Raw genomic sequence first — 16,320 nt, 5'->3', positions numbered from 1 at the left:
CAATCTATTAAACAAGATACGATTTTATAGAAAACAAATTCAAATAAACGGGAAATATTTTCATTTTCTGCAATAAATCAGAAAGATAGGTATTCAAATTTTTCATTAAAAAATCATAAATTTTTAAGATTCCCGAGACAATTTTTCTTTTAATGCATATATTTGCATACTATGGAATACAATACCCAAAAAACTCAGCTTCATATGCCGGAATATGGCAGAATTATACAACAGTTGGTTGAGCGCTGCAAAGAACTTCCTTCCAAAGACGAAAGGAATGAAATGGCTATGGCAATCATCGATTTTATGGGTCAGAGAAACCCACAACTTCGCGACGAGGAAAATTATAAACATAAACTTTGGGACCATCTTTTTATTCTTGCCAATTATGATCTGGATGTAGATTCTCCTTATCCGTTCCCTACAATGGAACAGCTGGCGGAAAAACCTAAAAGAATGGAATATCCAAAACTTCAAGGTGACTTTAAGTTCTACGGAAAAAGTATTCTTCAATTGATAGAAAAAGCAATCGAACTGGAAACGGGTGATGAAAAAGAAGCCCTTATTGAGGTAATTGCTAACAATATGAAGAAGTCTTATAATGTCTATAATAAAGAACATGTGACGGATGATGTTATTTTCCGCCACCTGAAAGAACTGTCTGAAAACAGGTTGGATCTTACCGGAATAGATTCTCTTGAGAAAAGTAAAATCTATTATACCAGCAATAACAACAACCGAAATAATAACAATAACAACAGGAATAACAACAATAATAAAAATAGTAACAATAACCAGCCTAACAAGAGAAGGCACAATAACAATCATAAAAACAGAAAATAATGAGTGGAACATTTCAAATAAGAGGAGGAAAAAGACTGCAGGGTGAAATAACTCCACAAGGAGCCAAGAATGAGGCTCTACAAATTTTATGTGCTGTTCTTCTGACTGACGAGGAAGTAAGAATCAAAAATATTCCGGATATCCATGATGTGAACAGACTGATTGAAATTCTTGGAGATTTTGGGGTAAAAATTACTAAAAACGGACAGGGAGATTATACTTTCAAAGCTGATCAGGTTAATTTTGATTATATAAAATCTAACGAGTTCAAAAAGGACGGAGCAAAATTACGTGGATCCATTATGTTGATGGGACCAATGCTTGCCCGTTATGGAGAGGCTTACATGCCTACTCCGGGAGGTGATAAAATCGGAAGAAGAAGATTAGACACCCACTTCCAGGGACTTGTAGAATTAGGTGCTGAATTCAATTATGATGAAGAGGAGTATTTCTACTCTTTAAAAGCTAAAGAATTAAGAGGTAAATTCATCCTGTTGGAAGAAGCTTCTGTTACCGGAACTGCTAATATTGTAATGGCTGCAGCTCTGGCAAAAGGAAAAACAAGAATTTACAACGCTGCATGCGAACCTTATCTTCAGCAATTGTGTAAAATGCTGAACAGAATGGGAGCCAATATCTCAGGGATCGGATCTAACCTTCTTACGATTGAAGGGGTTGAATACCTTAGAGGTACTGAGCACACCATGCTTCCGGACATGGTAGAAATCGGTTCATGGATTGGTCTTGCAGCGATGACAAAATCTGAGATTACCATCAAAAATGTCAACTGGAATCAGCTTGGTGTCATCCCGAATACTTTCAGAAAATTAGGAATCGAGCTTGAGCAAAGTGGTGATGACATCTATATTCCTGCTCAGGAACATTATAAAATTCAGAAATTTATTGACGGTTCTATCCTTACCATTTCGGATGCGCCATGGCCAGGATTTACACCGGATTTATTATCTATTATTTTAGTAGTGGCTACTCAGGCCAAAGGAAGTATTCTGGTTCATCAGAAAATGTTTGAATCCAGATTATTCTTTGTGGATAAATTAATTGATATGGGAGCTCAGATTATTTTATGTGATCCGCACAGAGCTACGGTAATCGGATTGAATCAGGAAGCGCCGTTAAGAGGAACAACGATGGTTTCCCCGGATATCAGAGCTGGAAACGCACTTCTTATTGCAGCACTTTCTGCAGAAGGAAAATCTATTATCCACAATATCGAGCAGATCGACAGAGGATATGAAAATATTGATGGAAGACTGAGAGCTATTGGTGCTGACATCGAAAGAATTTAAAATTATTTATTGACCTTATCCTTTTAGTAATAATAGTTCGACAGGCTCAGCCTGGCAACACTTAAAAATTTCAGTTGGTATTCGGGCTGTCACCCTGAGCCTGTCGAAGGGTTATCAAGAAGAAACCTTTGTTAATTATTAATCTCGAGTATTAAATAAAGGGAGATAAGTCAAGAATTTCATTTAAAAGCGTTCAGGATATCTGAGCGCTTTTTTTGTTTTACCACCCCGTCAAAAATTCTTTGAATTTTCGCCACCCCTCCAAAGGAGGGGAATTTTGTCCCTGTTAACGATTGATCTTTTTAATCTGTTTATCATCTGCTTTTGTAAAAAATAAAAAGTGCCCGGTAAAAGAACCGGACACTTTGGTAATTAAAACTATATGAATCTCACTTAAAAATAGGTTCTGCAGGTATATTCTACCGTTGTATTGATAAGTTTATTTTTATTCAGATAGACTTCAAGCTGCTGAAAATCATCTGAATTGACATTAATATATAACTGTACTGAACCGAAACTATATCCGTTCACATACTCTACGTTAGCAGATAACACTCTATGACAGATGCCGAATTGATTATAGATGGTATTCATCAAATGTTCAAATTTCATTTTGCCATTCAACTCTATTTCCAGTAACAATTCTTTTTTAGGCAGGTTTATTTTATTCTGTAAAACCTGCAGGGCGGGATTAGGTGTAATCATTGCTAAACATTTTTGGGTTAAACTCTGTCAGATCATATGACACTTTTGTTTTTAAATCTGTGACAAAAATATAAAAAAATATTAGTCCACCAAATTAGTAGACTAATATTTTTAAAAATTTAACATAAAAAAAAGAAGCCCGATCAGCTTCTCTCCATATTTTAATAGTTTCCTATCCTTTCTAATTTATCAGCCCCGGCAAGTCCGTTAGGGTTACAACCCGGTTGTCCTTCAGGGACTTTGAGGTTTTTCTTAGTATAAAATTCTTCCCAGAATGTATTCGTTTTTCCTGTCTTTGGATCAATAAACGTCATCGGTTCCAGCTTAAAAATATTTTCAGTCCGAAAAGCTCTTTCTACAAAATCTGAACAGTAATATGAGTTTTCATCCAGAATATAATTAAAATTGTAAGGTTTTCCCAGCATTAAATTCGCTTTTTTAACAGCTTCAGGAATTGCTTTCTGATATTCCGGTTTTAAACGGTAGACAATTACCTCCTGCCCATCTTCTTTCTGATCTTTAATAAAATCTTTCAAATCCTGTTTCTGAGAACCACCTTTTGGAGCAGCGTGCAGAACAAACATTTTGCTGCCTTCTTTTTCCAAAATTCCTATGTGATCAAATGACACCGCTTTTTGTTTTTGAGTGACATTATTAATTGCTCCGGAAAGGCCCGACTCCTTGGCTGTCACAAAAAGGAGGTCACCATTTTGGAGTTGTATCTTACCTTGAAAGGAGTGATTACATTGAATCAACAACACCATTAAACAGGACAAAAGCCCGGTAACCATATTTTTTTTGATTATTTTGCTAAAAAACGTTTTAATTTCGGACATCTATAATACTTTTCGGGGCCAAAATTACAAAATAGAATTCATTACATTTGTGAGAATATTGATCTATTGCTCATACAACCCAAACATTCCAAAAATCTTATGCCCCATATTTTATTAGTTGAAGACGACGACAGGCTTTCAAAATTGATTGCAAAGGGATTTCAGGAAGCTGAATTTGCGGTCACTGTGGCTTATGACGGAGTCATGGGGCTGAAGCTGGCACTGCAAAATCATTTTGATCTGGTGGTAACCGATATTATATTACCGAAAAAAGATGGTCTTGAATTTTGCAATGAGATCAAAGCTTTAAAACCCCATCTTCCGGTTATTATGCTTACTGCACTGGGAACTACTGATGACAAACTGGAAGGATTTGATGCCGGAGCGGATGATTATCTCACCAAGCCTTTTGAAATGCGGGAACTGGTAGCAAGGATAAAGGTACTTCTGAAACGTTTTTCACAACAGTTACATCAAAAAGTTTTCGTTCTTAAATATGAAGGCATTGAAATGAATCTGGAACAAAAAACGGTGAGCCGTGATCATACTCTGATAAAGCTGACTCCGAAAGAGTTTAATCTCTTAAAATTCATGCTGGAAAATTCTGAAAGGGTTCTTTCCAGAAGTGAAATTGCGGAAAAAGTATGGGAAACCCATTTTGATACGGGTACTAACTTCATCGATGTCTATATCAATTATCTCAGAAAGAAAATAGATAAAGATTTTGCAACCAAACTGATCCATACCAAAGCCGGCATGGGATTTATTCTGAAAAAAGACTATGAATCAGGTACTGTATAATTAATCAAGGAGATAAACTAAAAATATCGGGATGAAAATAAGAACCAGACTTACCCTGCTTTTTACCTTAATCACTGCAATGCTTTTAAGTATTTACAGTATTTCTATCTATTATTCATCCAAAGAAGCCAGAGAAAAATCTTTTTACAGCGAACTTCAGAACGAGGCGATTGCCAAAGCTGATTTATTTTTCCGAAGTTCATTGCCTGAACAGGAAATGCATAAGCTTTATAAAAACAATACCAGAACCCTTAATGAAGTTCAGGTTGCTATTTATGATAGTAATAAGCAGCTCGTTTATCATGACGATGCCAAAGTAGATTATGTAAAGGAAACTTCGGAAATGCTTGCTCAGATATTCCAAAAGAAGAAAATCAATTTCTTTTTAAATGATTTACAGGTCATTGGAATGGTCTATCATTATGAAGGAAAAACTTACGCAGTCACCGCAGCTGCCTATGATCAATACGGATACGATTATCTCACGCATCTCCTGACCATCAGTATTATTTCATTCTTCAGTATCTTAATATTAATTTATCTGGCAGGAATATTTCTTTCCAAAAAAGCATTGAGTCCGCTCAGTGAAATGGTTATTCAGATTAAAAAAATTACTGCCGGAAAACTCCAATTACGTCTTAAAACAACGAAAGAAAAAGATGAGCTGAATGAGCTTGCTCAAAATTTCAATGGAATGCTGGAACGACTTGAAAATTCTTTTGATTCGCAAAAACATTTTGTATCCAATATTTCCCATGAGCTGAGAACTCCGCTATCCGCAATCATTACCGAGCTTGAACTGGCTTCTGAAAAAGATAAAACCAAAGAAGAATACCGGGAAAGTATCCAATATGCACTGGATGATGCCCGAAATATGGTAAAATTATCGAATAGTTTAATGGATCTTGCCAAAGCGAGCTATGATCCCAATGAGATCAGTTTTTCGGAAGTGCGTCTGGATGAAGTTCTTCTGGAATCTTATACCAAAATCACCAAAGAAAATTCAGGATATAAAGTTTCACTGAACATAGAAGACTCGGTAGAAGAGCATCAGCTTACCATTCAGGGAAATGAATATCTCCTACAGGTTTCTTTTAACAATCTTATAGACAATGCCTGCAAGTATTCACCGGAACACACGTGTCTGATTGATGTAAATACTGATTCAAAAATTCTAACAATCAGTTTTACCAATACGGGAAATAGCATTAATAAAGAAGATGTACTTCATATTTTCGAACCTTTTTACAGAAGCGAAACGTCCAGACAGGAAAAGGGTCATGGAATAGGATTATTTCTCACTCAGAAAATTATTCTGCTCCACAATGCAAAAGTGACTGTAATATCAGATTATAACGAAACTATTTTCACGATAGAGTTCATGATTAGTTGATGTGTCAACACTTCATTAAAATTTATTTGAATCTTAATTTCCCTTTTAAAATTCCATACCTCTACTCGTGAGAAAGAGATTTCTTATTGAAAACCGTAGTTCCTATGCTGGCTGCAATCACACATGCAATAGAAATCCACTGTAAAAAAGATAATTCTTCGGCAAGAAAAACCAATCCTGAAAGTGCTGCAAATGCAGGTTCAAGACTCATCAGAATACTGAAAGTCTTTGCAGGAAGTCTTTTCAATGCCATAATTTCTAATGAAAAAGGTAAAGCACTCGAAAGAATAGCCACACCGAGACCTTTTACAAAAATAGCAGGAGTAAGATTAAAAACCGCTCCATCCCAAATCGTAAAGGGAATAATTACCATACTCGCAAATATCATCCCGGTCGTTACCGCATCTTTTCCATCCATTATTTTGGAAACCTTCCCTCCCATTACAATATAAACTGCCCAGAACATTCCTGCCAGAAAAGCCAGCCCGAGTCCTATTAAATCTACATGATCATTCTGCCATGGAACGATCAGCAGAATGCCTATACATGCCAGTAATGCCCATATGACATCCAACAGTTTACGGGATAAAGCCAGCGCAAGGAATAAAGGACCTGCAAATTCTACTGTAACCGCCAATCCCAGCGGAATTCTTTGAATAGCCATATAAAAAATAAGGTTCATTGCGGCCAGTCCTGTTCCGTAGACCGCACAGTATTTCCATTTCTGGCTGTTAAATTGTAAAAACTTCGGACGGTTGATCAAAGTAAGCAAAACAGCAGAAAGTACAATTCTTAAAGTAACCGTACCAATAGCTCCAATAGCCGGAAAAAGCTGTTTTGCAATGGAGGCACCTCCCTGCACACAGATAATCGCTAAAAGAGTAGCCGGTATTGCTAAGTTTGATTTTTTCATTTTTAAAATATAGTGTTCAAAGATTTTGGAAGGAAATTTCCGGGATTACACAAGCTCTTATTTTATATAACAAATTGTGAAAATTTATCATACAAAAAAAACAACCTCCAAATGTATTGAAATTTTATCTCTTACCATGGATACAGTTAACACATATTAACAGGATATAATAAATAATTATTCCTTTTCAGAATCACCAAAAAACACACATGAATTTCTCTAATAATATTCTAATGGTATTCTAAAGCTTTTCTAACTGGGAAAGAAAAGAGTCCTCTATACTTTTGCACTGTAAAAAATAAAGCATATGGACCCAGATCCTTACAGTAATAATCAATCTTAAAAGCTTTAGTTGTACTCACTTTTCCCGTACAGCTGAAAAGCTTTATAAAAACAGGAAAAGTTATGAATACATTCGAATTTACCCTTCGTCTCCTTACCGCATTTGCCTTGGGTGCAAGCATTGGTTTCGAAAGACAATGGCGTCAGAAAAGCGCAGGTCTCCGTACCAATACCCTTGTATGTCTCGGCTCAGCTGCTTTTGTTCTTCTTTCTATCAGAATTGGAGGTGATGCTACAGGCAGGATAGCCTCTTATATTGTAAGCGGTATTGGCTTTTTGGGTGGAGGCGTTATCATGAAAGACGGCCTTACCGTGAGAGGGCTCAATACAGCAGCTACCATCTGGTGTTCTGCATCGGTAGGAGCTCTCAGCGCCATGGGATTTCCTGTGGAAGCAGCCATTACCAGTGGATTTATTATTCTTACCCACATTATCCTTCGTCCTTTAGGCGTAAAACTGGGCAATAACATCAACAGCAGAAACCATTATACCGAATACCTTCTCAGCATCAAATGCAAAAGTGAAGTGGAAAATCATGTCCGCGTACAACTCATGCAATCGCTGAGTGGAAATGATAAAGTATTACTGAAATCCCTTACCAGCGATGACAACGGTCTGCCTGAAAATGCCATCATAACAGCAGAAGTTCATGCTTCTACTCCACAGGACAGTTTCATGGAAAAAACAGCCAGCAGACTCACCATTGAAGATAAAGTCATCAAAGTAAGCTGGGAAATTATAGGCACTGAAAACGATTTGTAACATTAAAAACAACCCTTGAAGCAATGTTAAAAAAATCTTCAAACAAAAATCTCAATTCCGCAGCTCTTGTAAAGTTGAAAGAAGCTGCTGCCGAGAACGAAAAAATGATTTATGCCCTACTGGAAACCTCAGAAGAAGGCCTCAGTGAAAACACGGTAAAAGACCGTCTGAAAATTTATGGTAAAAATGAAATTGCTACCCAAAAAGCCCCCTCATGGGTGAAACAGTTTGCCCATTCTTTTTTTAATCCATTTAATTATATCCTGGCCTGTATTGCCATCATTTCATTATTCATTGATGCTATTCTTGTACCTGCGGGTGAAAAAGATTTCAGCACCAGTATTATTATTTCGGTGATGCTGCTCTTTAGTACGGTTTTAAGATTCATTCAGGAATTCCGAAGCAACAAAGCGGCAGAAGCATTAAAAAAGATGGTAAAGACAAGCTGTCTCACCAAAAGAAAATTCAATGAAAGCAAAGAAATAGAAATCACTGAAATTGTTCCCGGTGATATCATTATTCTGTCCGCAGGGAATATGGTTCCGGCCGACTGCAGAATTCTTAAGAGTAAAGATCTTTTCATCAGTGAATCTATACTGACGGGAGAAGCCCTTCCGGTGGAAAAAAATGCACTTCCCATCAAGGATGCTAAAGACATCAATCCTCTCAGCCTTCAGAATATATGCTTTATGGGTACCAATGTGGTAAGCGGATCTGCAACAGTTGTTGTGGCAAACACAGGTATTTTCACCTATTTCGGAAGCATCAGCAGAAGCCTGGTTTCTAAAAGACCAGAAACCGCTTTTGATATCGGAGTCAATAAAGTAAGCTATCTGCTGATCAGGTTTATGCTGATCATGACTCCTGTTATTTTCCTGATCAATGGGTTGGTAAAAGGAGACTGGATGCAGGCTTTATTATTTGCCATTGCCGTTGCCGTAGGATTAACTCCTGAAATGCTTCCTATGATTGTTACTGCCAATCTCGCCAAGGGAGCAGTCAATATGAGCAAAAAGAAAGTAATCGTTAAAAGACTGAATGCTATTCAGAATATCGGAGCTATGGATATTCTATGTACTGATAAAACGGGAACGCTTACACTGGACAAAATTGTTTTGGAAACCCACCTCAACGTTCGTGGTATTGAAGATGATGAGGTTTTGAAATGGGGCTACCTCAACAGTTTTCATCAAACAGGTCTCAAAAATCTGCTGGATCAGGCAGTGCTGGATCATGCTGAGGTTCACAACCTGATGAGAGCTGATGAATTGTATCAAAAGGTAGACGAAATTCCTTTTGATTTTGAAAGAAGAAGAATGTCTGTGGTATTGAATACCTCCACAGGAAAACACCTGATGATCTGTAAAGGCGCAGTGGAAGAAATGCTTCCTTTATGTCAATATGCTTTAGATCCGGGTGAAGATCATAGTCTGCATATCGAGAATGATAATAGTGTTCCGCTGGATGATACTATGAAGCAGCAGATTATCAGAATGTCCGAAAAACTGAATGCGGAAGGACAACGTGTATTATTAATTGCCATCCGGGAGTTTGACGGTGATCACCCATTGAATTATTCTGTTGCCGATGAAAATAGCCTTACGCTTACAGGATTTATGGGATTCCTTGATCCGGCAAAGCCTTCTGCAGAACCAAGCATCAAAGCTCTGCACAAGCTGGGTGTAGAAGTAAAGGTAGTAACCGGAGATAATGATATTGTGGCTAAAAAAATATGCCATGACGTAGGAATTCCTATCAATACTATTATGCTCGGTGATGAACTGGAGCACATGAGTGATGATGAACTTCGTAAGGAGATGGACCTCTATTCTGTTTTTGCTAAGGTAAGCCCTTTACAAAAACAACGTATTGTAAAAATATTAAGATCTAAAGGTCACACCGTTGGCTTTATGGGAGACGGAATCAATGATGCGGCAGCCATCAAGGAAGCAGATGTAGGAATCTCTGTTGATACAGGAGCAGACATTGCCAAAGAAAGTGCAGATATTATCCTGTTGGAAAAAGATCTGATGGTCCTTCGAAGCGGAGTGATCTATGGAAGAAGAACTTTCGGAAATATAGTGAAATATATAAAAATGACTGCCAGCAGCAACTTCGGAAATATGTTCAGCATGATCGGAGCCAGTGCTTTGCTTCCGTTTCTGCCTATGCTTCCGCTGCAGATTCTGACACAGAATTTACTGTATGATGTATCTCAAGCCTCCATTCCATGGGATACAATGGATAAAGATTTTCTGGAAAAACCGAAAAAATGGGAAGCAGCAAGCATCAAAAAATTTATGCTGTATATAGGTCCTTTGAGTTCCATTTTTGATTATGTGACTTTTGCTGTGATGTTCTTCATTTTTAAAGCCAATACACCGGAACAACAAGGTTTGTTTCAGACAGGCTGGTTTGTGGAAGGTTTATTATCCCAGACCTTGATTGTTCATATTATCAGGACGAAAAAAATACCATTTATCCAAAGCTGGGCCGCCACACCGGTAGTTGCTTTAACAAGTTTAATGATGCTGATCGGAATTCTGATTCCCTTCACTCCAATGGCCGTATATCTGAAAATGCAGCCTCTGCCTCTGAGCTACTTCCTTTATTTAATAGGAATTCTTACAGGATACTGTGTATTAACCCAGTTTGTGAAACAATGGTTCATTAGAAAATTCGGGCAATGGCTTTAAAAAAATCATAGCTATGGATCTAGAAAAAGAAATTTAAATAATGGTTATAAATAACTTATATGAGAAAAACAGTCTTAACAATGGTCTTTTTGACATTGATAACCTCTTGTAAAAATTCTAAAAGTGAAGTTCCGCAGGATCAGGATCTCCTTATAAAAAATGGTCACGTGACCGTTCCTGAAAATAATCCCATTTTCAAAAAAATCAAAACACAGATTGTTACTGAGCAGGAACACAGTGATGGTGTGGTTTCTGCAGGAACAATCCAGGCAATCCCTAATCATTATGCGGAAATTGCCAGCCCTTTTTCCGGAAGAATCACCCAATCGTTTATTCAGCTTGGCCAAAATATTTCTGCGGGAAGTCCTCTTTTTGAAATCCTTTCTTCAGATTATTTTTCAGTTCAAAAGGATTATACAGATGCCTTGAATGATGTACAGCTAGCCGAAAAAAACTACAGGCGCCAGCAGGATCTCGTAAAACATGGAGTCGGTATTCAGAAGGAACTGGACGAAGCGGAAACTGATTTTAAAAATAAGAAAACCTCTCTCTCCAATGCTTCTTCTGCCTTGAAAGTCTATAACAGTAAAGGCGGAGGTCTAGGAAGCCCTCTTGTGGTGAGAGCTCCTATTAACGGAGAAATTATTTCCAACAAAATTGTAAACGGCCAATATCTGAAAGGAGATGCAGATCCGGTAATGATTATCGCAGAATTATCAAAAGTCTGGATTTCAGGGGATGTAAAGGAAAAAGACATCCGCTTTGTCAACACCGGAGATCAGGTTTCTGTAAAAGTAAGTGCGTATCCGGACAGAAATATTACCGGAAAAGTATATCATATCAATGAAATTGTAGACGAAGATACCCGAAGTATCAAAGTTCTTATTGAATGTGACAATCCGGACAGAAAACTAAAGCCAGGAATGTATGCTACAGTCAGTTTTTCAACGACTCCTGAAAAGACAGTGATGATTCCCATAACCGCTTTGATGCAGCAGGATGACTCCCAGTATGTATGGGTAAAAACCGGTAAGAGCCAATATGCAAAACGTCCTGTGACAACGGGAGAAACCGATCAGAAAACAGTAAGAATCACATCAGGAATAAAGCCGGGAGAAACCATCATGACTGAAGGGGGAATTTATATGCTGGATGCGAAATAATGTAAAAGAAAAACTATGAAGAAATTACTAACAATCTCGATACAGAAGAGATGGCTTATGCTTGCTCTCTTCCTTTTACTGGGATTCTTCGGATATTATTCCTGGACCAGATTATCCATAGAAGCCTATCCTGATATTGCCGATGTAACCTCACAGGTGGTAACACAGGTTCCGGGTCTGGCAGCCGAAGAAGTAGAACAGCAGATCACTATTCCTTTGGAAAGATCCCTGAACGGCCTTCCGGGAATGCATGTGATGCGAAGCAAAAGTACCTTCGGGCTTTCCATTATTACCATGGTTTTCGATGACGGTATAGATGATTACTGGGCACGCCAGCGTATTCAGGAAAGACTGACGGATGTGGAGCTTCCTTATGGTGCGCAACCAGGATTAGACCCTCTCACCTCTCCTATCGGCGAAGTATACCGTTATATTATCGAAAGCAACAACCACAGTCTGCGGGAATTGACAGATCTACAAAAGTTTGTCATCATTCCTCGTATTAAGCAGGTTTCAGGAATCGCTGACGTTACCAATTTTGGAGGAATTACCACTCAGTTTCAGATCGAGCTGGATCCGCATAAACTTGAACAATATGGGTTATCTCTCTCAGAAGTTACCGAAACGATCTCTAAAAATAACGTGAGTGCCGGAGGAAGTATGCTTCCTCGTGGAAACCTTGCCTATGTAATCCGTGGAATTGGTTTGGTAAAAGATTTAGATGATCTTGGAAAAATTGTAGTCAAAACTCAAAATGGTGTTCCGGTTTTTTTGAATGACGTAGGAACATTGAAATACGGAAATCTGGAAAGGAAAGGGATTCTTGGCTATACAGACAGAAAACGTAATTATTCTGAAAGTGTGGAAGGAATTGTGCTTTTATTAAGAGGACAAAATCCTTCACAAGTGTTGGAGAGTGTTCATGAAGCTATTGAAGAACTGAATAACGAAACGCTTCCTCCCGGTGTAAAGATTCATCCTTTTCTGGACAGAACAGATCTTGTCAAAACAACGCTTACTACTGTTTCCCATACCCTGACCGAAGGAATTGTATTGGTTATTATCGTATTGATCGTATTTCTTGGAAGCTGGCGCGGAGCATTGCTGGTGGCGATTACCATTCCGCTTTCTTTATTAGTTGCTTTTATATTAATGCAATTCACCAATATTCCGGCCAACCTGCTTTCACTGGGAGCTATTGATTTTGGAATCATTGTAGACGGAGCTATCGTCATGCTGGAAACCATTCTGAAGAAAAGAGAAGAAGACTCAGAAGAAACGCTGGAAGAAAAGACCATTACCCAAAGAGTGATTGAAGTGGCAAAACCTATTTTCTTTTCCACCATTATTATCATTACTGCTTATCTTCCATTATTTGCCTTTGAAAGAGTAGAAAAAAAATTATTTACACCCATGGCTTTCACTGTAGGATATGCACTGCTGGGTGCACTCGCTGTAGCATTATTGTTAATCCCCGGATTGGCTTATGTGATCTATCGTAAACCACAGAAAATCTATCATAATAAATGGCTGGAGAAACTAAGCACAGCCTATGGAAAAAGCATTGAAAAAATAATGCAGACTCCTAAAAGAGTGATCATTCCTATTATAATTGTTCTTGTATCTGCCGGAGTTCTCTCCTATCATGTAGGAAAAGATTTTCTTCCCGAACTGGACGAAGGTTCCATATGGCTGCAGGTACAGCTGCCACCCGGAATTTCTTTAGCCAAATCAAAAGAAATGAGTGATACTTTACGTGCCCGAACTTTAAAACATTCTGAAATCACTTATATGATGGTTCAGGCAGGACGAAATGATGATGGTACCGATCCATGGACCGCTTCCCACTTTGAAGTTTCTGTCGGAATAAAGCCTTACAGCGAATGGCCTTCAGGAAAAACAAAAGCCGACCTCATCAAAGAACTCGCAGCAGATTATAAAGACATGCCAGGATTCACCGTTGGGTTTTCACAGCCTATGATTGACGGGGTCATGGATAAAATCTCCGGAGCTCATAGTGAGCTGGTGGTAAAAGTATATGGAGAAGATTTTAAGGAAACCCGAAGAATTGCAGAAAATGTCTTGTCAACTTTAAATACAATTCCTGGTTCGGCAGACCTTGCTATCGATCAAGAGCCTCCGTTACCTCAATTGCAGATCATTGCCAACAGAGACAAGATTGCTCAATATGGATTGAACGTAGCTGATGTTGCCGACCTTATTGAAGTGGCATTGGGAGGAAAAGCCATTTCTCAGATCTTTATCGGCAATAAGGTATATGATATTTCATGCCGCTATACGGAAGACAGCCGTGATACTCCGGATAAAATCGGAAACCTGATGCTGACTTCAGCTTCCGGAGCAAAAATTCCACTATCCCAGGTAGCAGAAGTAAAATTAAGTACCGGAGAAAGCACCATTACCAGAGAAATGAATAAACGGCATCTTACGGTAAAGCTGAATCTGAGAGGAACTGATCTTTCTTCTTTCCTGAAAAAAGCGCAGGATAAAATTGAAAAAGACATCAGATATGATCATGAGAAATACCAGATTAAATGGGGCGGACAGTTTGAAAATCAAAACAGGGCTTATTCAAGGCTGGCATTTATCGTTCCTCTGGCATTAGCTATTATGTTCTTGTTGCTGTATGGCGCATTTGGGGATTTCAGACAGGCTTTGGTTCTGATGTCTATTGTTCCACTGGCATTATTTGGCGGAATGCTGGCGCTTAACATCCGGGGAATGTCTCTGAATGTATCTTCCGCAGTGGGATTTATCGCTCTCTTTGGAGTTGCCATCCAGAACGGAGTCATTATGATTTCCCACATCAACGATCTGCGTAAGAAAGGATACGAACTGAAACAGGCAGCCATCAAAGGCGCAAAAGACCGTTTCAGACCTGTACTGATGACCGCAACGGTGGCTGTAATCGGATTGTTCCCGGCATCATTGGCCACAGGAATCGGTTCTGATGTACAGCGTCCACTGGCAACAGTCATTGTTTATGGACTGATGTTCTCTACTATTTTAACCCTGTTCGTACTGCCGGCTATTTATTTTATGGCTGAACGTCGCAACGAAAAACAAAATTTGGAATCAGATGAAAATTAAAGTTCACATTATGATACTATCTGTCGTATTGTTTAGTATTACAAGCATGAAGGCACAGGAAAAAGAGCTTTTACCATTTGAAGAATACCTGAGTCTTGTCGGCAATAAAAATCTGGGTTATGCATCTCAGAAATATAACGTAAGTATAGCCGAAGCCGCTATCCAGACAGCTAATATGTTTCCTGATCCTCAACTGGAAATGGAAACCACCAATAATGGAGTAAAACAAAGTATGGGATATGTGTATGGTGCCTCACTCGGCTGGACACTTGAATTGGGTGGTAAAAGAAAAGCCAGGGTAAATCTCGCCAGAAACCAATCTGAGCTGAGCAAAATACTATTGCAGGATTTTTTCAGAAACCTCCGTGCAGACGCCAGTTTAGGATATATTGAAGCTTTAAAATCCAAGGCTTTGCTTGAAGTACAGCAGGACTCTTATAAAAATATGCAGCAATTGGCAAAATCTGACAGTATCCGTTACAAATTGGGAACTATAACATTAGTGGCTTCCAAACAGAGTAAACTGGAAGCCGCTTCGCTGCTTAATGAAGTATATCAGGCAGAAAGTGCAGAACAGCAGGCACTCACCAGTTTGTCTGTATTTCTTGGTGACACCAAAATAACAGGGAGAGATGTTTCCGGGGATTTTAATGCCTTCAATCGAGATTTCAGCATTGATGATCTGATTCTTCAGGCGCTGAATGAAAGAGCAGATTTATTGGCAGCCAGACAAAATACAGAAGTTGCCAAAAGTCAGATCAATCTTGAAAAAGCCAATCGGATCATAGATCTGGGTATCAGTGCAGGAGCAGAACGCCACACCGAAGCCACCAACGAGATAGCTCCTTCTCCCACCGTCAATGCTGTCAAAATGGGTATTAGCATTCCCTTGAAATTTTCCAACAGGAGAAATGCAGGATTGAAAATCGCTGAAATGACCCATTCACAGGCAGAAGTTGAATACAGACAGATTGAACAAGGTATAAGAGCGGAAGTAATGCAGGCCTATCAGCAATATACAGCTACTCAGAAACAGCTCAGACAGTTTCACAACGGAATGCTTTCCGAAGCGAAAAGTATTCTTGAAGGAATCACTTACAGCTACAAAAGAGGAGAAAGCTCTATCCTTGAAGTTTTGAATGCCCAGCGAACTTATAACAATATAAGAAAAGATTATTACCAGGCTCTTGCCGATAATGCAGCGGCTTTAATTGAGCTTGAAAGGAAAGCAGGAATCTGGGATATTCATTTTTAGCTGGAAGAGGGAAGCTGGAGGATGGAAGTTTCCGGATGTCGATGAATAAATATACACCATTTAATTAACTTTTTAATCCTAAAATACATACCCATCAAACGACAAACATTGATTCTAAAAACACAACTATAACTTCCTACTCCCATCCCCCTGCCTCCAGCATAAAAAAGGCCCTGAAATTTAGATTTCGGGG

General features: G+C 38.7%; 12 protein-coding genes. 9 read left to right on the top strand and 3 right to left on the bottom strand.

What is annotated here, in order from left to right; translation table 11 throughout:
* Positions 1-171: 171 nt before the first annotated feature.
* A complete protein-coding gene (locus J2786_RS11620) occupies positions 172-843 on the top strand; it encodes a DUF4290 domain-containing protein (protein WP_047434860.1) in 672 nt (223 codons plus the stop codon).
* A complete protein-coding gene (gene murA, locus J2786_RS11615; protein ID WP_047434862.1) occupies positions 843-2,150 on the top strand; it encodes a UDP-N-acetylglucosamine 1-carboxyvinyltransferase in 1,308 nt (435 codons plus the stop codon). Before J2786_RS11620 ends, murA begins: the two co-directional genes overlap by 1 nt.
* Positions 2,151-2,543: 393 nt before the next feature.
* On the opposite strand, the gene J2786_RS11610 is transcribed toward murA, so the two are convergent.
* Both J2786_RS11610 and J2786_RS11605 read right to left on the bottom strand, forming a co-directional pair.
* Positions 2,544-2,855 carry an NIL domain-containing protein gene (locus J2786_RS11610; protein ID WP_047434867.1) on the bottom strand — a complete coding sequence of 104 codons (312 nt, stop codon included), beginning with the start codon at positions 2,853-2,855 and terminating at the stop codon, positions 2,544-2,546.
* Positions 2,856-3,016: 161 nt separating this feature from the next.
* Positions 3,017-3,619 carry a YiiX/YebB-like N1pC/P60 family cysteine hydrolase gene (locus J2786_RS11605; RefSeq protein ID WP_310025623.1) on the bottom strand — a complete coding sequence of 201 codons (603 nt, stop codon included), beginning with the start codon at positions 3,617-3,619 and terminating at the stop codon, positions 3,017-3,019.
* A 171-nt stretch (positions 3,620-3,790) separates the two neighbouring features.
* On the opposite strand from J2786_RS11605, the gene J2786_RS11600 reads away from it, so the two are divergent.
* The gene (locus tag J2786_RS11600) at positions 3,791-4,492 is read left to right on the top strand and encodes a response regulator transcription factor (RefSeq protein WP_047434870.1); all 702 of its coding nucleotides are present in this window, start codon (positions 3,791-3,793) and stop codon (positions 4,490-4,492) included.
* A 31-nt stretch (positions 4,493-4,523) separates the two neighbouring features.
* Complete coding sequence (locus tag J2786_RS11595; protein WP_047434873.1) at positions 4,524-5,885, top strand: ATP-binding protein; 1,362 nt, start codon at positions 4,524-4,526, stop codon at positions 5,883-5,885.
* 61 nt (positions 5,886-5,946) lie between these two features.
* On the opposite strand, the gene J2786_RS11590 is transcribed toward J2786_RS11595, so the two are convergent.
* Complete coding sequence (locus J2786_RS11590) at positions 5,947-6,798, bottom strand: EamA family transporter (RefSeq protein WP_047434875.1); 852 nt, start codon at positions 6,796-6,798, stop codon at positions 5,947-5,949.
* A gap of 405 nt (positions 6,799-7,203) precedes the next feature.
* Here J2786_RS11590 and J2786_RS11585 point away from each other — a divergent pair, with 405 nt between their 5' ends.
* From J2786_RS11585 to J2786_RS11565, 5 genes are read left to right on the top strand one after another with little or no spacing between them, the layout of a single operon-like run.
* On the top strand, positions 7,204-7,902 hold the full coding sequence (locus J2786_RS11585; RefSeq protein WP_047434878.1) for an MgtC/SapB family protein: 699 nt from the start codon (positions 7,204-7,206) through the stop codon (positions 7,900-7,902).
* A 23-nt stretch (positions 7,903-7,925) separates the two neighbouring features.
* Positions 7,926-10,598 carry a magnesium-translocating P-type ATPase gene (gene mgtA / locus J2786_RS11580; RefSeq protein ID WP_047434881.1) on the top strand — a complete coding sequence of 891 codons (2,673 nt, stop codon included), beginning with the start codon at positions 7,926-7,928 and terminating at the stop codon, positions 10,596-10,598.
* Positions 10,599-10,657: 59 nt separating this feature from the next.
* Positions 10,658-11,761, top strand: coding sequence for an efflux RND transporter periplasmic adaptor subunit (locus J2786_RS11575; RefSeq protein ID WP_047434884.1), 1,104 nt, complete (start codon positions 10,658-10,660; stop codon positions 11,759-11,761).
* A gap of 15 nt (positions 11,762-11,776) precedes the next feature.
* Positions 11,777-14,872 carry an efflux RND transporter permease subunit gene (locus J2786_RS11570; protein WP_310025259.1) on the top strand — a complete coding sequence of 1,032 codons (3,096 nt, stop codon included), beginning with the start codon at positions 11,777-11,779 and terminating at the stop codon, positions 14,870-14,872.
* Positions 14,862-16,127, top strand: a complete 1,266-nt coding sequence (locus J2786_RS11565; RefSeq protein ID WP_082002027.1) for a TolC family protein — start codon at positions 14,862-14,864, stop codon at positions 16,125-16,127. The genes J2786_RS11570 and J2786_RS11565 overlap by 11 nt, the downstream gene beginning before the upstream one ends.
* Positions 16,128-16,320 lie beyond the last annotated feature (193 nt).

Origin of the sequence: Chryseobacterium vietnamense (assembly GCF_031454475.1) — a bacterium.
GTDB classification, from domain to species: domain Bacteria; phylum Bacteroidota; class Bacteroidia; order Flavobacteriales; family Weeksellaceae; genus Chryseobacterium; species Chryseobacterium vietnamense.
Note: the sequence above shows the minus strand (reverse complement) of the source record. Positions and strands in the feature narration are given on the sequence as shown.